This window comes from Methanosphaerula subterraneus (assembly GCF_052055875.1).
Taxonomy (GTDB): Archaea; Halobacteriota; Methanomicrobia; order Methanomicrobiales; family Methanospirillaceae; genus Methanosphaerula; species Methanosphaerula subterraneus.
In genome coordinates this window covers 1,293,106-1,312,174 of the sequence record NZ_CP170508.1, presented here as the reverse complement: position 1 = coordinate 1,312,174, position 19,069 = coordinate 1,293,106, and the positions used below count along the sequence as shown (strand labels likewise).

General features: G+C 61.3%; 15 protein-coding genes and 1 tRNA gene. 10 read left to right on the top strand and 6 right to left on the bottom strand.

All coding sequences use genetic code 11. The features are described from left to right. Window positions 1-278: 278 nt before the first annotated feature. Window positions 279-3,158: a PQQ-dependent sugar dehydrogenase gene (locus ACFKSJ_RS06160; protein WP_440951371.1), complete on the top strand. Its 2,880-nt coding sequence runs from the start codon at window positions 279-281 to the stop codon at window positions 3,156-3,158. Between the two features lie 121 nt (window positions 3,159-3,279). Here ACFKSJ_RS06160 and ACFKSJ_RS06155 read toward each other — a convergent pair. The 6 genes from ACFKSJ_RS06155 to cfbA all read right to left on the bottom strand — a co-directional run bounded on the left by ACFKSJ_RS06155 (window position 3,280) and on the right by cfbA (window position 8,370). Further along, window positions 3,280-3,354 (bottom strand) — tRNA-Glu (locus tag ACFKSJ_RS06155). Between the two features lie 60 nt (window positions 3,355-3,414). Continuing rightward, complete coding sequence (gene ilvE, locus ACFKSJ_RS06150) at window positions 3,415-4,281, bottom strand: branched-chain-amino-acid transaminase (protein ID WP_440951370.1); 867 nt, start codon at window positions 4,279-4,281, stop codon at window positions 3,415-3,417. A 33-nt stretch (window positions 4,282-4,314) separates the two neighbouring features. Further along, the gene (cfbB, locus tag ACFKSJ_RS06145) at window positions 4,315-5,697 is read right to left on the bottom strand and encodes a Ni-sirohydrochlorin a,c-diamide synthase (RefSeq protein ID WP_440951369.1); all 1,383 of its coding nucleotides are present in this window, start codon (window positions 5,695-5,697) and stop codon (window positions 4,315-4,317) included. After that, complete coding sequence (gene cfbD / locus ACFKSJ_RS06140) at window positions 5,694-6,752, bottom strand: Ni-sirohydrochlorin a,c-diamide reductive cyclase catalytic subunit (RefSeq protein WP_440951368.1); 1,059 nt, start codon at window positions 6,750-6,752, stop codon at window positions 5,694-5,696. Before cfbD ends, cfbB begins: the two co-directional genes overlap by 4 nt. 3 nt (window positions 6,753-6,755) lie before the next feature. Beyond that, complete coding sequence (gene cfbE / locus ACFKSJ_RS06135) at window positions 6,756-7,961, bottom strand: coenzyme F430 synthase (protein WP_440951367.1); 1,206 nt, start codon at window positions 7,959-7,961, stop codon at window positions 6,756-6,758. Between the two features lie 7 nt (window positions 7,962-7,968). Further along, a complete protein-coding gene (gene cfbA / locus ACFKSJ_RS06130) occupies window positions 7,969-8,370 on the bottom strand; it encodes a sirohydrochlorin nickelochelatase (RefSeq protein WP_440951366.1) in 402 nt (133 codons plus the stop codon). Window positions 8,371-8,446: 76 nt separating this feature from the next. Between cfbA and ACFKSJ_RS06125 the strand changes: the two genes are divergently transcribed. From ACFKSJ_RS06125 to leuS, 9 genes are all read left to right on the top strand, one after another. Further along, window positions 8,447-8,899, top strand: coding sequence for a Holliday junction resolvase (locus ACFKSJ_RS06125; protein WP_440951365.1), 453 nt, complete (start codon window positions 8,447-8,449; stop codon window positions 8,897-8,899). Between the two features lie 42 nt (window positions 8,900-8,941). After that, entirely contained in the window at window positions 8,942-10,060 is a 1,119-nt protein-coding gene (locus tag ACFKSJ_RS06120) for a methanogenesis marker 9 domain-containing protein (RefSeq protein ID WP_440951364.1), read from the top strand. Window positions 10,061-10,093: 33 nt separating this feature from the next. After that, window positions 10,094-10,867, top strand: a complete 774-nt coding sequence (locus ACFKSJ_RS06115) for a triphosphoribosyl-dephospho-CoA synthase (RefSeq protein ID WP_440951409.1) — start codon at window positions 10,094-10,096, stop codon at window positions 10,865-10,867. Then, the gene (locus ACFKSJ_RS06110) at window positions 10,867-11,430 is read left to right on the top strand and encodes a DUF447 domain-containing protein (protein WP_440951408.1); all 564 of its coding nucleotides are present in this window, start codon (window positions 10,867-10,869) and stop codon (window positions 11,428-11,430) included. Before ACFKSJ_RS06115 ends, ACFKSJ_RS06110 begins: the two co-directional genes overlap by 1 nt. Window positions 11,431-11,647: 217 nt before the next feature. Beyond that, window positions 11,648-13,033, top strand: coding sequence for a NosD domain-containing protein (locus ACFKSJ_RS06105; RefSeq protein WP_440951363.1), 1,386 nt, complete (start codon window positions 11,648-11,650; stop codon window positions 13,031-13,033). Between the two features lie 128 nt (window positions 13,034-13,161). Then, a complete protein-coding gene (locus ACFKSJ_RS06100) occupies window positions 13,162-13,947 on the top strand; it encodes an A24 family peptidase C-terminal domain-containing protein (protein ID WP_440951362.1) in 786 nt (261 codons plus the stop codon). Between the two features lie 4 nt (window positions 13,948-13,951). Beyond that, complete coding sequence (gene hisI / locus ACFKSJ_RS06095; RefSeq protein ID WP_440951361.1) at window positions 13,952-14,317, top strand: phosphoribosyl-AMP cyclohydrolase; 366 nt, start codon at window positions 13,952-13,954, stop codon at window positions 14,315-14,317. 26 nt (window positions 14,318-14,343) lie between these two features. Then, window positions 14,344-16,272 carry a PINc/VapC family ATPase gene (locus tag ACFKSJ_RS06090; RefSeq protein WP_440951360.1) on the top strand — a complete coding sequence of 643 codons (1,929 nt, stop codon included), beginning with the start codon at window positions 14,344-14,346 and terminating at the stop codon, window positions 16,270-16,272. A gap of 13 nt (window positions 16,273-16,285) precedes the next feature. Next, window positions 16,286-19,066: a leucine--tRNA ligase gene (gene leuS / locus ACFKSJ_RS06085; protein WP_440951359.1), complete on the top strand. Its 2,781-nt coding sequence runs from the start codon at window positions 16,286-16,288 to the stop codon at window positions 19,064-19,066. Window positions 19,067-19,069 lie beyond the last annotated feature (3 nt).

Sequence of the window (19,069 nt, the reverse complement as noted above, 5' to 3'; positions counted from 1 at the left end):
GCCTCCTGCTCTCCTTGAACGACAGAGGCGAAGGGCCGGTGTTCGTCGTCTCAATAATCATAAATGCCCGTTGTGGGTACAGCCGATTCTCATGGCACTGATCACGGTCGCCGAGACTCCTTCATCTTCGCTACTGCTGGTTCCACGCCTTCAGCAAAGCCCCTGTATGCACCAGGGGCGGCCCCATCAGAGTGGCAGTCTGACTCCGCCTGTCGGGATTGTGATGCAGGGTTTCATTCTGAGAAAATATATATAATAAGGGGCCGTCTGAGCCACCCATGAATAGAACTACGATCGCCCTCATCGCCGTGCTCTGCATGGCAATGGTGGCATTGGCCGTGGCGGCAATCCCCACGGGAACGAGTTCCCCCAGCGGGAACGCAACCTCAACGGAGCATCAGTTCCATCCATTCACAGGAACTTCCTCCGCGATCCCCGGCCAGATCGAGGCCGAGGACTATGACACCGGCGGCCAGGGCATCGCCTGGTTCGACCGGACCTCCGGTAACGAGGGCGGCGCTTATCGCCAGGATGATGTCGACATCGAGACCGGCGGGTCCGGGCATGTGGTCGCGTTCGTCAAGTCCTCTGAATGGCTGACCTACACGGTCGATATTCAGGAAGCCGGGACATACCTGGCGACGTTCCGTGCCTCAAGCCCGTGGGCCGAGCGTGAGGTATGGGTCTGGGTCGACGGCGTCTTAGAGGCGCAGGTCAAAGTCCCGGACACGAAGTCCTTCGACACCTACGAGGACGCGACCGCCAACGTCACCCTGCCGGCAGGGAGCCACTACATCCGGCTCCAGTTCGTGAAGGACGCCCAAAACCTCGACTACATGACCTTTGAGATGGCGGGTGGCCCGAGCGTGACGCCGACAGGGAACCAGACCGCCGGCGAGGCCGCGATCATGATCACCTCTCCGCAGAACGGGACGGTCGTGACCCCCGGGAACGTAACGGTGACCGCGATGGTCAGTAACTTCAGCGTCGTCGACAAGCAGGGGCAGGCGAACGTCGCGGGCGAAGGGCACGTCCACTTCTACATGGACGTGAATCAGATCCCTGACACTCCGGGTCAGCCGGCAATCCCGACCGATCCGACTGCGGTCTGGAACCATGTCTCGGGGACGACATACGTGTTCACGAACGTGACGCCCGGGCAGCACAGGTTCGCAGTCCAGCTCGTGAATAACGACCACACGCCGGTCGTACCGATCATGAACGACAGCGTCACGGTCACGGCAACCGGAACCCCAACGCCGACGACCACAGGCAACGTGACCCCGACGCCGACGTCCGACGGGGGCGGTGGCACCGTCACTCCGACACCCACCGGTAACGTGACCCCAACCCCGACTCCGGTCACGAACGTCACCGACCTCACGAACCAGAACTCGCCCCTGGCCGCAATGATCGCCGGCAACCGGTCGACGACGATGCTGCAGACGTCCGCCATGCCGATCGGCCTCCAGCGCGTGGCCGGCAACTTCACGTCGCCGCTCTTCGTCGCAGAGCCCGGTGACGGGAGCGGCCGGCTCTTCCTCGTCGACCAGAACGGGTACGTGAAGATCTTCTTCATGAACGGAACGGTCCTCGACCAGCCGTTCCTCGACGTCCGCGATAGGATGGTCAACCTGAGCTCGGCATACGACGAGCGGGGGCTGCTCTCGATCGCGTTCCACCCGAACTTCTCGTCGAACGGAAAGGTCTATGCCTATTACAGCGCGCCGCTCCGTGCCGGCGCGGACCCGAACTGGTCCTGCACCAACCGCCTCTCCGAGTTCACGGTATCGAACGCCAGCCAAAACCAGGTGAACAACTCCTCAGAGCGGATCCTGCTTGAGATCGACAAGCCGTATATGAACCACAACGGCGGCATCCTCCTCTTCGGGCCGACGGACAATTACCTCTACCTGACCCTCGGCGACGGTGGACGTGCCGACGACACCGGCATGGGCCACACGCCGGCCATCGGCAACGGCCAGGACCTGACCACGCTCCTCGGCAAGGTGATCAGGATCGACGTGGACACCACGAGCGCGGGCAAGGATTACGGCATCCCGGCGGGCAACCCGTTCCTCTCGAACGCGACCGTCCTGCCGGAGATCTACGCCTACGGCTTCCGCAACCCGGCGTTCGCGGCGTTTGACTCCGGCGGGAGCAACCGGATGTTCGTCGCGATGGCCGGACAGAATCTCTTCGAGTCTGCGCTGGTCATCTACAAAGGCGGCGCCTACCCCTGGAACATCCGCGAGGGGACGCACAGTTTCGACCCGGCCAGCGACAGGGCGGTGCCGAACACCACCAGCAGGATCACCAGCTACAACGGGCAGCCGCTGATCGGCCCGGTGGTCGAACTCGGCCACGATGTCGGCAACGTCATCGTCGGCGGCGTCGTCTACCGTGGCAGCGCCCTCTCGTCGCTGCAGGGCTCGTACATCTTCGGCACCTGGTCCGACAGCTTTACCGCGGGCAACGGGACCCTCCTCGTCGCCACGCCGCCCGCCGGCCTGGACACGGCGACCCTGCCCGACAACGCGGCGAACCTGACCGCGGCTGAGAACGCGATGTGGACGACCTCGGAGATGACTGTCGCCAATAACGCGAACGGACGGATCAACGCCTTCGTCCGAGGCATGTACGAGAACGCCGACCACGAGGTCCTCGTCCTGATCAACCAGAATGGCGGCCCCGGGATCACACCGCAAACCTCGGGCGAGGTCTGGAAGATGGTCTCAGCGAACACCTCCGGCCTGGTCCCCATCGGCAATGCCAGTGTGGCGCCAATCGTGACCGCCACGGCGACCACTACGGCCCCGGTGACCACGACTTCGGTCACCACCGCGGCGACGACGCCTGCCGGCCTCACCACATCGGTCAATCTCACGGCCCAGAACCTTGCATTCAGCCTGTCGACGATCACGGTTCAGGCCGGGGGGCAGGTCACGGTCACCTTCAACAACATGGACTCCGGGGTACCGCACAACTTCGCGGTCTACACCGACTCATCGGCAAGCACGAGCTTCTTTAAAGGCCCGATCGTGACCGGGCCGGTCACCACGACCTATACCTTCACCGCACCGACCACGCCGGGGACATACTTCTTCCGGTGCGACGTGCATCCGACCACGATGACCGGACAGTTCATCGTCCAGTAGGGCGGGAGAACCCTCTTCCCCCTTTTTTCTCGTCGCTATCTATCGATCCTGCTGATGAATGTCCACACGAATGATAAACCGGGTTACAACTCTTTAGAAAAACCCTGACCCAAAAACAGAATGCTGCTATGGGGATTCGAACCCCAGTCGTCGGCGTGAAAGGCCGACATGATTGGCCGGACTACACTATAGCAGCGATTGCTCTACTTAATCTCACGCCCGAAAATAAATAGGTTGTGGATGCCGGCCCCCTGGATCAGTAGACCGGGGTCCCTTCTTTATCAGTGACGGCGGTGAACGCCTTCATCATCTGGGACGTCACCGGGCCGGGGCGCCCGTTCCCGATCGAACGGCCGTCGATCGTCACAATCGGGGCGACCTCTGCAGCTGTGCCGGTGACGAAGACCTCGTCGGCGGTGTACAGGTCGAAGTACCCCATGTTCTGCTCCTTGACCGTGAACCCGAGGGACGCGGCCAGCTCCAGCACGACGAGCCTGGTCACCCCGCGCAGGTTGTTCAGGGTCGGCGGGACGAAGAGCACGCCGTTCTTGATGACATAGATGTTGTCCCCCGACCCCTCGGCCAGGTAGCCGTTGGTGTCGAAGAAGATCGCCTCATCGCCGCCCTTGTAGTTGGCCTCGATCTTGGCCAGGATATTGTTCAGGTAGTTCAGACTCTTCACATTCGGTGGGAGTGCCGAGGCCGGGTTCCGCCGGACTGAGACGGTGATCGCGGTCAGCCCCTTCTCGTACAGGTCGCCGTACATCGCACCCCATTCGACCGCAATGACAATCACGGTCGGAACCGGGCACTTGCGGGGGTCGAGGCCGAGGTCCCCGTTGCCGCGGGTGACGATCGGGCGGATGTAACAGTCCTTGAGGTTGTTCTTCCGGATCGTCTCCTTGATCGCCTCGGCCATCTCTTCCTTAGAGATGGGAACCTTCAGGTCGATTGTCTTGGCCGAGTCGTACAGCCGGTCAAGGTGCTCTTCAAGACGGAAGATCCGACCGTTGTACGCCCGGATCCCCTCAAAGACTCCGTCTCCGTAGAGAAGACCGTGATCGAAAACAGAAACCGTGGCCTCCTCCTTGGGGACATATGCTCCATTGAGATAGATGATCATAGTTACTGGATTGGGGGTATGATCTAGTATCCTTTACGCTTCAGTCCGGGCGGCCCTGCAGGTCCGGAGAAAGGCCGCGAACATCTCCCTGCTGCTGACCGGGTGCAGATGGCAGTAGGCCCCGAGCGTGTTGTTAGAGAGGGCACCGTCGGCGTTCCCGGTGATCCCCACCCCCCTGGTCAGGGTGTAGGCGTACCGGGTCTCTGGGGCTAGGTCCACGTCAGAGTAGTGGAACGCATGACCCCTGAAGGGATACGCTCCCATCGGGGAATCGGCGGCGCTGCTTCCTTCGACATAGGTGACCACGCGGGCAGCCGGCATCGCGGTGGTGCCGGCATAGACCCCGCACATCCGGAAGACCTGCTCCCTGGTGCTCTGCTGCCACCCCTCCTTCAGCACGATCGCCTCGGTCAGGTACATCAGCCCTCCGCACTCGGCATAGATCGGCGTCCCGGCCAGAGCCGCGGCTTTGACAGCCTCCCGTATCCGGGTGTTCGCCTCCAACTCGGCCCCGAAGAGTTCGGGGTACCCGCCGCCGAAGATGTAGCCGTCGGCTTTCGGGAGGGCGTCGTGGATCGGGCTGAACCGGACGACCCCGGCCCCCCCGGCGGCGAGGATGTCGAAGAGCTCGGCATAGTAGAAGTTGAAGGCCTCGTCGTAGGCCACCCCGATCGTCAGGTCCTGCTCGGTTGCAGGGAGGAGGTACGCCGGAGACGGGGCGGGCGTGACGTCGCCGGCCAGTTCGAGGAGACGATCGATCGAGACGTACTGCCCGATCAGATCGGTGATCGCCTGGATTCGATCGCAAAACTCGGTTCCTTCCTGCCCTTCCCGGTATGGGACCAGCCCTAGGTGGCGCATGGCGAGATGCATCTCCTCGAGCCTCGGGATCGCTCCGATCACCGGCACCCCGCAGTAGTGCTCGATGGCGGCGACAGCCTTTTCCCGGTGCCGCTCCCCCATCACATTGTTGAGGATCACCCCGCAGATCTTCACCTCAGGGTCGAAGGCCATGAACCCCTTGACGATCGCGGCCGCGCTCCTGGTGATCGAGCGGGCATTGATCACCAGCACCACGTTCAGGTCGAGCAGCCTGGCCACCTCGGCGGTCGAGCCCTTGTTGGAGAGGGCCTCCGCCCCCTCGTAGAGCCCCCGGACCCCCTCGACCAGGGCCACCTCGGCCCCCTGGCAGCCGTGATTGTAGATCCCCTGGATCTCGTCGGCGGTCATCACGTACCCGTCCAGGTTTCTGCAGGGCCGGCTCGTCACCCCGGTCAGGTACGAAGGGTCGATGTAGTCCATCCCGACCTTGAAGGTCTGGACGACGAATCGTTTCCTGAGCAGCGCCGCCAGCGCGAGGGTGATCGAGGTCTTGCCGCTCCCGGACCGGTCGCCGGCGATCAGCAGCGTCTTCATACCAGGGACCTCAGCACCGCCCCGAACTCGCTCTCCACGATGGAGCGGACGCCTAAAGTCTTTGGGTGCAGGTCCACCTCGACGAGCACGTGCTGGTGCCCCAACTCCCGGAGCGGGGCCACCTGTCGGGGGCCGTTCGTTATCGAGAAGACCTCCCGCCCCTCGGTATACCGGGCAGGGACGGCATGCGGAACCCCGACGAGCAGCACGAAGTCTGGGTTCGTCCGTTCGATCTCCTCCCCGATCTGGTCGCCGAGGGCCCCGTACTCATCCAGCGCCCCGACCAGTTCCGGGGTCAGCCCTCCTGCCTCCAGCCCCTGGAGGATCCGCTCCGCATCCAATCGGACCTTGGGGAGGCCGCGCTGTTCGAGGTTGGCCAGGTAACGGATGGGTGCGTCCGGCGCCACCTCGTGGAGGGCGAGCAGTTCATCGGCGAACATGTAGGCCGTCTCCTTCTTGGCGTTCATGATGGCCATCCCGCGGGCCCCGCTGGTGGCCAGTTCGAGGAGCCGCTGTGCCGCCGTATGCTTCAGGTCCCCGCGTTCAGGTTCGATATAACTCCTGCTCGCGGCCCCGCGGAGCCGTTCGACCTCATTGGCCGCGGCCAGCAGTCGCCGCTGCCGTGCCAGTTCCTCGGCGCTGATCCACCCGGCCTCTGCGGCGGCGACCAGGGTGAGGATCACGCCTTCGATGTTCTCCTTGAACCCGGCATGGACGTCGACCGCGATCGAGGGGACCGTCGTCGCATGCAGCGCAGACTGGAGGTCCTCCCCGATGATCATCGAGACACAGGTGCCGATCACCGCCATCCTCTTCGGGTGGAAGGTTTTCTCGGCATGGATGAGCACCCGCTCCAGCGCCTCCTGGCCGCCGAAGATGAACTCGTTGTCTGCGAGCGAGGTGGTCAGCACCCGCATCCCATCCTCCTCCAGCAGCCGGGCGTGTTTGAATGAGCATCCTGAAGGGCCGTGCAGGATCGCGACATCGACCTTCAGATCCCTGGCTGTATAGAGCGCCGCTACGATTGAACTTGGTCTTGGTTGGATATAGTCCATAGGTCATCTCCACATCTTCACAGCGAGGACGATGGAGCCTCCCTGTGGTGTCAGTTTCTCTGCCATCGGCATCGCCCCATCGAGCGTCTCCGCTACCCCGACCCGGCCTTCCGGCAGGCCGGACTGTATCGCTCTGGCCGTCTCCCCGACCAGCACCACCGTTGCCGGCCCGGTCTCTCTGATCGTCGCCCTGATCCCCTCGGGGGGGAACCCCTCGCAGACGGCGTGGGCTTCCTCCCCGATCACCAGGGTCACCGGTTTCTCCGGGTTCAGGCGGCGGGCCAGGTCCACGGCCTCCCGGGTCGTGGACCTGCTGACCCCGCTGTTCGCATTGTCCACGATCAGGGTCGTACCGCGGTTGCTGATCTTCATCCTCCCGGCGAGCGGTTCAAACCCTTCGAGCCGGGACGGGTCCTGGCCGAGGATCAGGGCCGCGGTGGTCGCCAGGGCTAGCGGGGTCTGGTAGGCGGGAAGAAGAAGGAGGGGGTTTCTGAAGCGGCCGACCTCATCCAGGTAGGCGAACCGGCACTCGTCTTTGCTGATCGTGGCCACCTGGTCGACGCTGACCTGGTGCCGATGGCCGGTCTGTACCTCGTGGGGCACGACAACAGCCGGCGCTGCGGCGATAGACCGGATCTTCTCGTCAATCGCCGACCGCGCCCCTGCCGCACACCGGTAATCATTTCCTGAGGTGAGCACGGCCAGGTCGCCGGCCCCGGTCACCCCGAGCGAGACCTCTGCGATCAGCCAGCCGCCGATCGCCAGCGCGGCCTCTGCCGCAGCAATCTCTGAGGCCGGGGTGATGCTCGACTGGAAGAGGCGCGTCCGTTCCGGGTACTGGTAGGTCCCCGTCGAGGTGTGGAGGATCCCCGGACCCTCCATCACCGAGGCCAGGGCCGTTGCGGTCGTCGTCTTTCCCTGAGCCCCGGTCACCTCGATGAACGGGTGAGGCACCCGGTCGCCGAGGATCCACCTGACCGCCTGGTGGTGGGTGATCGCCGGACACCGATGGTGGTGGAGCAGGGGGTGGGCCGGGTCGAGGTGGACGGGCGCGATCAGCAGGTCATACTGCCGTTCCCTCGCCACCTCTGCCGGGATCCCGTCTTCCCCGCGGTACACGTCCACTGCGTCTACCTGGTGCCCCTGTGCAGCGAGCGAGGCGGCGATCACTCCGCCGCCGTGAATCGTATCCAGCACAAGGAGGCGCATACCGGGTTCAGACCAGCTTCAGTGCGTTCTCGGCATTCTTCAGCATCAGGTCGGCGAGCAGCGGGTCGACCCCGATCGGCTCAGCATAGACCAGCGGGACGGTCCCGCTGTCGAGCTTGAATGTTCCCTTCCGTCCCCCCTCGGGGAGGCCGAGCAGGGCGGGAATGTCCTTCTCGATATGGATGCCCTTTGCCAGAAAGAGGGGTACCACGACGAGGACGTCGATGGATGCGTGTGAGAACTCCTCGAGCATATCCTCGACGCTCGGCTCGTTCATCGACATGAATCCGCACTTTACCATATACTCTGAGGACTTTGCAGCGATCATCTTCCCGGTCTCGAGGATCAGTTCTTTATTATATTGTAACTTGGAGCCGTGTCCGACCAGTAGTAATCCTTTGGTACTCATGTAGTACTGTGTACCCATTCTGATCTAAAAAATATTACCAATCCGTTTTTTTTGATCAGGGGACGAATAATTATGTATGGGAGACTTCGAGCGGGAGGTGGTTCACTGCTTCAACCGGTACTTCGCCGAGAAGGGGCTGCAGGGGTTTGCCTACCGGCTCAAGCAGCAGAAATTCAATATGCAGTACGTGGACGTGCTGGTCGACTCGCTCGATCCGAAGTATTACCTCTCGGTGGAGTGCAAGTCCCTGCAGGGGAAGAAGGTCTACTTTTCCCAGCACTTCCATGCCGACAAGCACAATGTCCACCAGGTCGACGGGATCTCCGCGTTCATGAAGAAGACCGGCCGACGGGGATACCTGGCCGTCGAGTTCCGACCAGGGCCGGGAAAGGCGAACGAGGCCTACCTGGTCCCCTGGGAGAAGGTGATCTCTGCATACGGGACCTGCCCGGGGATCTCCATCGAGGAGTGCAGGGCGGAGATACCGCTGCAGCGGTCCAAAGAGGGGTACACCCTCCTCTCCCTCTGACCCAAAATACTATGTCACCAAAAACCTAATGAGTATCACCACATGAGCGAGCAGTATGAGCGATTCGAACTCCTGATCAATGGTCAGGTCGTCAAGACTCCGGTGGCCCTGGCATCGATGGCCGGGGTGGTCGATGGTGCATATGCGGCAGCCCGGGCGGCCCATGTCGGTGTTGCATTTCTTGGCGGATTCTCCATCGATCAACCGACGATGGAGGCATCAGAGAGGCTGGTTGCGCAGGGACGGACCGAGTTCATCTATCTGGACCCGGTGGAGGCACTGTCAGAGGAGCTCAAACTGCTGGAAGGATCGGACCTGGTGATCGGTCTGAACCTCCGCGGGTCGACCCCTGAAGCGTTCGCGCGCATCGCCGAAGCGTTCGGAACCCGGGTGATCTACGAGGTCGATGCCCACTGTCGCCAGCCGGAGATGATGGAGGCCGGCGCAGGGCAGTACCTGCTCGAACATCCGGACAAACTCGATGCGATCATCCGCGCTCTGAAGAAGAACGGGGTTGTGGTCTCAGTGAAGATCCGGGCCGGCGTCGTCCTCGATGACCGTGTGCTGGCGAAACGGCTCTGGAAGGCCGGGGCCGATATCCTGCACGTGGACCTGATGGACTACGGCTACTCCAAGCTCCGGCAGATCAGGAACTCCTGTCCGCTGACGCTGATCGCCAACAACTCCATCACCACCTTCGACAAGATGCGCGACATGTTCACCCATGGAGCGGATCTCGTCTCGCTGGCACGGCAGGCCGATGAACGGACCCTCGCCGGCCTCGATGCCGCGATCACCCGGTACGCCGATGAGGAGGGGTGGTACAACTCCCCCAAGCAGCTCTGCAGGGGCGGGGATATTCGTGCCCTGACCTTCTGCTGTATGCCGGTCAAGGACTGTCCGCTCCTCCCGATGCTGGAGAAGATCGGGATGACCCGGGACGAGTACCAGCAATTCAAGCAGCAGGGAGTCGAGGCAACTCCGCTCAAGGAGGGGAACCACACCTGTTTCGGGTCGCTGGCCTGGTGCTGCAAGTCGTCATCCCCCTGCATGTTCAGGGACATGACGATCCAGCAGATCGGTCTCACCAAGAAGGACTATATGCGCTACAAGCATCGGCTCGCCGACAGGCTGATGGACCGGATCTTTGATGAGGTGTAACGGGTGAGCCTGGCTGAGCAGGCGCAGCTGGCGATGATGCTCGAGGTCTGTGCCTCCCCCAAGCCGGGGAATGTCGACCGCTGCCATGACTATCCTGACACCCGGCTGGAACACTTCCTCGCGTCGACCCTGATGGTCAGGCCCGTCCTCGAGCGGGCGGAGCGGCGGGCTGCCGGGATCGGTACGCTGATCCGCGAGGCCGTGCAGGCCACCTCCTCCCATCGGGGGGGAAATACCCATTTCGGTGCGTTCATCCTGCTGATGCCGCTGGTCTGTGGGGGCGATATCCCCGGGGCGGCCCGGGAGATCGGAACGACGACGGTCCAGGACGCGATCGAGTTCTATCGTGCGTTCGGGATGACCGAGGTGCGGGTCTGTGCCGAGGACGAACTCGATGTGCATGACCCGGCTGCTACAGAGCAGATTCATGCCCGGGGGATGACCCTCTACGACCTGATGGTCTACTCTGCAGAGAAGGACATGGTCGCCCGCGAGTGGGTGAACGGATTCACCCTGACCCGGCGCACCGCAGACCTCCTGCTCGCATCGGATGACGCGCGCTCTGCGATCCCGGCGGCGTTTCTGAACCTGCTCGCCACCGAGCAGGACTCCTTCATCGTCAAGAAGTTCGGGCGGGCGAAGGCCGAACAGACCCGGTTGATGGCAGCCGAGGTCCTGCGGGGGCAGAAGTCCGTCGAATCGCTCGACGCCTGGTGTATACAGGAGAAGGTCAATCCCGGTTCACTCGCCGATATCACGATCGCTGCGATCTATACGGCGCTCGGGGAGGGCTGGCAGTGGGGCTGATGAGGGAGGGGATCAACGAGGTGATTGCGACCACCGCGATGAACGCCGCTCCGGTCGGGGTCATTGCACGTGCAGGTACCCTGCAGGCGGCGCTGTACCTGACGAGCCATACGGCGGAACTGGTCGAGCGGGACCGCTGGCTTGTTGCGAACCTGACCCATGATCCGGTCCTCTATGTCCAGACTGCGTTCTCTGATCCGGCGCCTGAGGCGTTTCTGCAGTTCACAGCCGGCGGGATCAGCATGTGCCGGCTGGCCGATGCCGAGGCCTGGGCAGCCTTCTCGGTGGAGGTGGTCCGGAAGGCCGGGGCGACGCTGCTGGTGAACCTGATCCCGATCGCCGAAGAGATCTGCGATCTGCAGGTCTATCCGGTGAATCGCGGTTTCTCCAGCGTGATAGAGGCTACGGTGCACGCGACCAGGTACTGCGTCACCAGGGATCCCTGGCTGAAGCAGTTGATCGATCATCACCATGCAATCGTCCGGCGTTGTGGCGGTCCGCGTGAACTCGAGGCGATGGATCTCCTCACCCGTGAGATCAGCAGTCGCCTCTCCGGTCAGTGATTCCTGGCGCAGTGTTCAGTCTCATATCTCGTCAATATTCTCATAATTCCTTTAAATATCGAATATTTTGCTCTATTCTATGAGATCTGGGGTGTTGGTAAAATCATAACACTAATATGCGCGGGTAACAAATACTGATATATTCTCACTGGTATTCTTTTGAGGTTTTTCCAGTGACTCTTATATTCATGTACAGGCAAGCGCATCTGGAGTGAAGATGAACGGGAATTTGAGAACCAGAATAACAATTGGCGTGGTGCTGGGACTGCTCGTTGCCGGGCTGCTCCTCGTCTCTCCGGTATCGGCGGTCGACGTGACCGGCCCGGTTGTGATCGACAGCCCCGGAACCTATGTACTGCAGAAGGATATCACCAGCACCAGCGAACCGGTCTGTATTGAGATCCGGTCCTCTGACGTAACGCTTGAAGGAAACGGGCACGTGATCTCAGGAAAAGATGCCGGCAACTCGTGCGGTGTGCTCGTACACGGCGCGTCCACACTGAGCAATGTGAGTGTTCGCAACATCGTGGTTCGGGACTGGTACTTCGGCGTCTACTACTGGGGTGCAAAGCAGGGGTCTATCAGGAATGTGGACGCCACGAGCAACCACTTCGGCATCTCCTTGAACCCGGGCACTGGTGTCTCGATCGCCGGCAACGTCCTGCGCGGCAACACCTATGGGCTCGTGCTCACTTCATCGACCGGGGCGACCATCAGCGGAAACCGGATCTCGGGGAACGAGTGTGAGGGGATCTCCCTTGTCTCGTCCTCAGGCAATACCATCACAAATAATGACCTGAACAATGCCAAGAATGTCGGGTTTGCCGGATCGACCGGGACCAACACCTGGAGCGGATCGGTGGCCAGCGGCAGGAACATCATCGGCGGGTCTGCCACCGGTGGCAACTACTGGGCCACGCCTGATGGGGACGGGTTCTCCCAGGTCAATGCAGATAAGGCGGAGAACGGCATCTCCACCGCTGCCTACACGCTGAACTCGGGCAACGTGGACAAGCACCCGCTGGTGAAGGGGTCTGCGGGAAGTACGGCATGGAATAACTCTGTAAAGCCGGTCACGACCACTACAACCACCACGCCAAACACTAAGCCAAACACCACCTCGACAACCCCTGCGGGTGCCTACCAGGTTCCCTATGTAGGACACATCCTCCCCTGCCAGATCGAGGCAGAGGACTATGATATGGGTGGCGAAGGGGTGGGCTACCACTATGCCGGCTCCTCCAACACGTACAGCATCTACCGTGTCGGCGGTGTGAAGATCGAGCGGAACGCGACTGAAAAGTTCTACTATATCTCAAACCTCAGGTACGGCGACTGGCTGAAGTACACCGTGACCGTTCCTCAGGACGGCACCTATCAACTCACCTTCCGCGCTGCGGCGGTCTCGGACAAACAGTATGTCGTCGTCACCGATGACAATGATAAATCGGTCAGTGCCACGGCCTGGTTCCGGCAGACCTCCAGCATGGACCGTTTCGCGACCTCTCCGGCCGTCTCGGTTCACCTGAGCAAGGGTACTCATGTGCTGAAGGTCTTCTCGTTCGGGAACGAGAACATCGACTCCTTCACTCTCTCCAACTGAACAGCAGGGTTTTTGATCCCCCCTGCACCATACCTCTCTTTTTGGTTTCAATGCTGCCAGCACCTCCTGTTTTTTCAGCGTGAGCACTAGACATAAACCGGAATACAGACAAGCACTATCTGCAGATCATGATGATACTCCCGCTTTTGATCGCGGCAGTGGCGATCGGGCTCACACTGCTGTACGCCTCGGTCCTCGATATCAGGGATCGGCGTGTACCGTTTCGGACCTGGTACCCGATGCTGATCATCTCGGTCCCCGCCGCCGTTATCTCGTACCTGACCCTGCCCGACTGGACGCTCGGCGGCCGATACCTGATCGCAGCACTGATCTTTTCAGGTTTCTTCTACCTCTGCGCCTCGTTCGGCCTCTTCGGCGGGGCGGACGCCTGGGCCCTGATCTTCATCTCGCTGCTGGTCCCGACCTTTCCGGTTCAACCGCTGCTCGGGTATACTGCGACCGGCTTCTTCCCGTTCTCAGTGCTGGTCGACTCCCTGATCTTCGCCCTGATCGCCCCCGTCGGGATCTTTTTCATCAACCGGACCAGAGGAAATAACGGTCCGCTCCTCTGCCAGTTCATGGGTTTTCCGGTCGGCAGTGCGGACCTGACCCGGTCCTACGGGTTCGTGATGGAGGAGTTCTCTCTTAAGAACGGCACCCTGCAGCGCCGGTACTTCGGGTTCTTTGAGACGCTGAAGAGGATGCTGACGGGCAGACAGCGGGTCTACACCAGAAACCTCCGCCTTCACCCCGCTGATTATGTCGAGGAGATGCGGCTCTATAAGATGGCCGGCACAGTCTGGATCTCATACGCGGTCCCGTTCATCGTCCCGATCACGGCAGGGTTTCTGACGGCCCTGACGGTGGGGGATCCGATCTACTGGCTGCTTGCGCGGATGATCGCAGGAGTCTGAATGTATGGAACTTCACTTCAATGAAGACGGCCTGGTCCCGGTGGTTGTCCAGGATCAGAAGACAAAGGATGTGCTGATGGTCGCCTATGCGAATGACGAAGCGGTCAGCCTCACTCAGGAGACCGGGTTCGCCCACTACTTCAGCAGGAGCAGGCAGCGGATCTGGAAGAAGGGTGAGGAGAGCGGCCATCTGCAGCATGTGCACCGGATCCTGGTGGACTGTGATGAGGACTGCCTTCTCTATCTGGTCGACCAGGAAGGGGCTGCCTGCCACATGGGATACCGGTCCTGTTTTTTCAGGACGATCGACGATGAGCAGATTCTGCAGAAGGTCTTCAATCCTGATAAGGTATATGCTAATAAAGAATAATATCCTCTAAATTATGGTGATTTTTTATGAAACTGGTGCCCGATACGAGCGTCGTTATTGATGGACGCATCACATCTATGATAAAAAAGGGAGAATATGCCGGCGCTACAATAATAATACCCGAAGCGGTGGTGGCTGAACTTGAGTCGCAGGCCAATCAGGGACGGGAGATTGGGTTCAGCGGGCTGACTGAACTCCAGCAACTCTGCAGAATGGCAGAGCAGAAATTGATAGAGATACAGTTTGTGGGTGTCAGGCCGACACTCGAACAGGTGAAACTGGCCAGTGGTGGAGAGATTGATGCGATGATCCGAAACGTGGCAATAGAGCACAATGCAAAGTTCATCACCAGTGACAGTGTGCAGTCTGAGGTGGCCAGGGCCAAGGGGCTCGATGTACAATATATGAAACCGCAGATCGGCGACTTCACCCCCCTCGGCATCGACCAGTTCTTCGATGAACAGACGCTGGCCGTCTATCTCAAGGAACGGGTACCCCCGTACGCCCGAAAGGGCTCGATCACCGAGAAGCGGCTCGTCCGGATCAGGGACCAGCCTTCCAGCGAGTATGAACTGATCGGACTGGCACGGGAGATCCTTGAACGTGCAAAGCGGGATCCCGACGGATTTGTCGAATCCGAAGGGCGCGGGATCACGGTCGTGCAGATCGGGTCGATGCGGATCGCCATTGCACGCCGCCCCTTCTCTGATGGGATGGAGATCACCGCGGTCCGCCCGGTGGTCGATATATCGCTCGAGCATTACCGGAAGGCACAGCTCGTCAAGAAGAGGCTGGCCGATGAGAAGCGGGGGGTGCTGCTGGCCGGGGAACCCGGAGCAGGCAAGACCACGCTGGTTCAGAACATCGCGATTCATCTCTCTGATCGGGGGTCTGTGGTCAAGACGATGGAGGCTCCGCGGGATATGCAGGTGCCCGACCTGATCACTCAGTATACGGCCCTGGACGGCAGCATGGAGAAGACCTCCGAGATGCTGCTGCTGCTTCGGCCTGACTATGTGATCTATGACGAACTGCGCAAACATGAAGACTTCCGGATCTTCTCAGACATGCGGTTGACCGGGGTCGGGATGATCGGAGTTCTTCATGCAGAGAGTGTTCACGCCGCCCTGCAGCGTTTCTCAGACCGGGTGGACTTTGGTGTCCTCTCCCAGGTGGTGAACTCGATCATCTTCGTCAGTGACGGGGATATCAGCAGCATCTATGACCTGAGTTTCGGGCTGAAGGTTCCGGCCTCGATGCCGGCCGAGACCCGGCCCCTGCCGGTGATAACGGTCACCGACGCCGAAAGCGGTCGACCGGTGCTCGAGGTCTTCAGATCAGAAGGCGAGACCGTCATCCTGCCCGTGAATCTTGGCGTGGCTCCGGTTCATGAACCGGTCCCTGAACCGGTGGTCCCTTCAAGCATGGTTGAAGAGCCTGTGCTCGAAGAAGTGGAGATCGAGCCGGAGATCCCGGAGGAGAAGCCGGCATGGCGGATGGTCGCCAAGGATATCCAGCGAGAGATCGGCAGGTACACCGAGGGCCCGGTCGAGGTGAAGATGATCAGCGACAGCAAGGCCGTCGTGTACATCGAGGACAAGGACGTGCCTGCAGCGATCGGAAAGGGCGGAAAGAATGTCGCCTCGATTGTGAACAAGGTCGGCGTCGGGATCGATATCCGCCCCCTGACCGAACTGGAGGTGACCCGTCCGGTTGTCGAGGAGGATCTCCCGGTAGAGGGAGGGATCCGGATCAGGACGGATCGTAAGCACCTTTCGATCATCTCGCCCGATCAGAGCGGGAAGATCGTCGATGTCTTTGCCGGCAAGGAGTACCTCTTCACCGCGACCGTCAGCGATGCCGGTGAGATCCACCTGGCCAAGAGCAGCACGATCGCCCAGGAGATGCTGAAGCGGTACACGAGTGGTGAAACGATACGGATGAGGCCGGTATAACGAGGTGGTATGAATGAGCGGAATTGATATGAACAAACTGGAGAGCGAATGCAGGGAACGATGGGGAACCCTCTTTGAGGCGAACCCGTCCGAGAAAGAGAAGTTCTACATCACGGTCGCCTACCCGTACCCGAGCGGCGCCATGCACGTGGGCCATGGGCGGACCTACCTGGTCCCTGATGTGATCGCCCGGTTCTGGCGGATGCGGGGAAAGCAGGTGCTGTACCCGATGGCGTTCCATGTGACTGGTGCCCCGGTGATCGGGATCTCCAAGCGGATCGCCCGTGGGGACGAGGCGGCCATCCACCTCTATCGCGACCTGTACCGGGTGCCGCAGCAGGTGCTGGACCAGTTCACCGACCCGCTGGCCATCGTCAACCACTTCAGCAACGAGTACGAGCGGGTGATGCGGATGTGCGGCCTCTCGATCGACTGGCGGCGGCGGTTCACGACGGTCGACCCGACGTACAGCAAGTTCGTCGAGTGGCAGTTCTCTCATCTCTATAACGACGGCCATGTGGCCAAGGGTGCCCACCCGGTCAGGTATTGCCCGCAGTGTGACAACCCGGTCGGTGACCACGACCTGCTCGAAGGGGACAAGGCCGAGGTGATCAAGTTCACGCTGGTGATGTACCAGAGCGAGGACGGGCTGATCCCGACCGCTACCCTGCGGCCCGAGACGATCTACGGCGTCACGAACCTCTGGGTCAACCCGGCGGTCACCTATGTGAAGGCAGAGGTGGACGGGGTTGCCTGGATCGTCAGTCACGAGGCGGCGGAGAAGCTCGCGATGCAGGACCACACCGTGAAGGTGGTCGGGGAGATCCCGGGGAGCGCCCTGGTCGACCGGACGGTCACGCACCCGCTTGCCGGCCAGGTCAGGATCCTTCCGGCAGCCTTCGTCGACCCGGATATGGCGACCGGGATTGTGATGAGCGTCCCGGCCCATGCCCCGTTCGACTATATTGCGCTCCGCGACCTGCAGCAGCAGGGGGAGTACACCGATATCGTTCCGGTGCCGCTGATCACCGTCGAGGGGTACGGCAAGGTTCCGGCGAAGGACGCCGTCGAACGTGCCAATATCACCAACCAGCACGATCTCCGGATGGAGGCGCTGACCCAGGAGGTCTACTCGGCAGAGTTCGCTAAAGGGAAGCTGTACCCCGAGTACGGGGGCGCTCCGGTCCGGGTGGCCCGGGACACCGTCGCAGAACTGATGCTCGCACAGTACGGTTCAGCCGTGATGTACGAGTTCGACCACCGGCCGGTGGTCTGCCGGTGCGGCAGCAGGGTCTATGTGAAGATCCTGCACGACCAGTGGTTCCTGAAGTACAGCGATCCGGTCTGGAAGGAGCAGGTCCACGAGCACCTGCCACGGATCAAGCTGGTTCCGACCGAGGTCAGGGCCGAGTTCGAACGGACCGTGGACTGGTTGAAGGACTGGGCCTGCACCCGCAGGGTCGGGCTGGGCACTAAAGTTCCCTGGGACCCGACCTGGCTCTTTGAGCCGCTCAGCGACTCGACGATCTACATGGCCTACTATACGATCGCCCATCGGATCCGGGAGATCGACCCTGCGTTGCTGACGCCGGCGGTCTTTGACTACATCTTCCTCGGGGTCGAGTCCTCTGACCTGCCGGTCAGGGAAACGCTGGATGCGATCAGAGCGGAGTTCATGTACTGGTACCCCTATGACTTCCGGTTCTCGGCCAAGGACCTGATCTCCAACCATCTGACCTTCCAGGTCTTCCACCATGTCGCGATCTTCCCGGAGGAGTACCAGCCGAAGGGGATTGTGGTCTTTGGGATGGGGCTGTTGAACGGGGCCAAGATGTCCTCCAGCAAGGGGAATGTCTTCCTGCTCGAGGATGCGGTCCAGGAGTTCGGGGCCGATACGGTCAGGATGTTCCTGATGGGCAGTGCAGAGCCCTGGCAGGACTTTGACTGGCGGAACGAACTGGTCGCCTCGACCAGGAGACAGATCGAGCGGTTCTATGCGACCGTCACCGAAGGGATGACCGTCACCGGGGATCAGACCGCCATCGATGCCTGGCTGATCAGCCGGCTCCAGCGGCATATCCAGAAGGCCACCGATTCGCTCGAACTCTTCCAGACCCGCCAGGCGCTCCAGGAGTCGTTCTTTGCAATCGAAGCCGACCTGAAGTGGTACTGGCGCCGGGTGCCTGCCGGTTCGGCCGGCAGCGCGGCAATACGGGAACTCTGCCAGGTCTGGGTCAGGCTGCTCGCCCCGTTCATCCCGTTCACGTGCGAGTCTCTCTGGCAGCAGATGGGGCAGGAAGGCTTCGTCTCGGTGGCACCCTGGCCGGTCCTCCAGCAGGAGAAGATCCTGCCGTCGGTCGAGCTGGCCGAGGAACTGCTCGCCCGGACCGTCGAGGATATCGAGTCGATCATGAAGTTGATCCAGATCGCCCCGTCATCGATCGAGATCGCGGTCGCTCCAGCATGGAAGCAGCAGATCTTCTCGATCATCGCGGGCTCGTCTGACCGGAAGGCCGGGGTTGCCGAGGTCATGAAGAACGAGGAGATGCGTGCCCGGGGCAAGGCTGCAGCCGATGCTGCAAAGCAGTGCACCACGCTGATCCACCGGTTCCCGCCGCAGCTGATCGAACAGTTGCTCGTGGGGGCGCCGGATGAGGTGGCGCTCTTCACCGCGGCGCAGGGGTTCCTGGAAGAGAGTTTTGGGATCCCGGTGAAGATCGTTGGGGCAGAAGAGAGTGCTCACGCGAAGGCAGGGTCTGCCCTGCCATTCAAACCAGCGATAATTATTGAGTGATAT

Excerpts from the sequence above, each read along its gene's own strand:
- ACFKSJ_RS06160 (WP_440951371.1), top strand. The coding sequence starts at position 279 with ATGAATAGAACTACGATCGCCCTCATCGCCGTGCTCTGCATGGCAATG.
- ilvE (WP_440951370.1), bottom strand. The coding sequence starts at position 4,281 with ATGATCATCTATCTCAATGGAGCATATGTCCCCAAGGAGGAGGCCACG.
- cfbB (WP_440951369.1), bottom strand. The coding sequence starts at position 5,697 with ATGAAGACGCTGCTGATCGCCGGCGACCGGTCCGGGAGCGGCAAGACC.
- cfbD (WP_440951368.1), bottom strand. The coding sequence starts at position 6,752 with ATGGACTATATCCAACCAAGACCAAGTTCAATCGTAGCGGCGCTCTAT.
- cfbE (WP_440951367.1), bottom strand. The coding sequence starts at position 7,961 with ATGCGCCTCCTTGTGCTGGATACGATTCACGGCGGCGGAGTGATCGCC.
- cfbA (WP_440951366.1), bottom strand. The coding sequence starts at position 8,370 with ATGAGTACCAAAGGATTACTACTGGTCGGACACGGCTCCAAGTTACAA.
- ACFKSJ_RS06125 (WP_440951365.1), top strand. The coding sequence starts at position 8,447 with ATGGGAGACTTCGAGCGGGAGGTGGTTCACTGCTTCAACCGGTACTTC.
- ACFKSJ_RS06120 (WP_440951364.1), top strand. The coding sequence starts at position 8,942 with ATGAGCGAGCAGTATGAGCGATTCGAACTCCTGATCAATGGTCAGGTC.
- ACFKSJ_RS06115 (WP_440951409.1), top strand. The coding sequence starts at position 10,094 with ATGATGCTCGAGGTCTGTGCCTCCCCCAAGCCGGGGAATGTCGACCGC.
- ACFKSJ_RS06110 (WP_440951408.1), top strand. The coding sequence starts at position 10,867 with ATGAGGGAGGGGATCAACGAGGTGATTGCGACCACCGCGATGAACGCC.
- ACFKSJ_RS06105 (WP_440951363.1), top strand. The coding sequence starts at position 11,648 with ATGAACGGGAATTTGAGAACCAGAATAACAATTGGCGTGGTGCTGGGA.
- ACFKSJ_RS06100 (WP_440951362.1), top strand. The coding sequence starts at position 13,162 with ATGATGATACTCCCGCTTTTGATCGCGGCAGTGGCGATCGGGCTCACA.
- hisI (WP_440951361.1), top strand. The coding sequence starts at position 13,952 with ATGGAACTTCACTTCAATGAAGACGGCCTGGTCCCGGTGGTTGTCCAG.
- ACFKSJ_RS06090 (WP_440951360.1), top strand. The coding sequence starts at position 14,344 with ATGAAACTGGTGCCCGATACGAGCGTCGTTATTGATGGACGCATCACA.
- leuS (WP_440951359.1), top strand. The coding sequence starts at position 16,286 with ATGAGCGGAATTGATATGAACAAACTGGAGAGCGAATGCAGGGAACGA.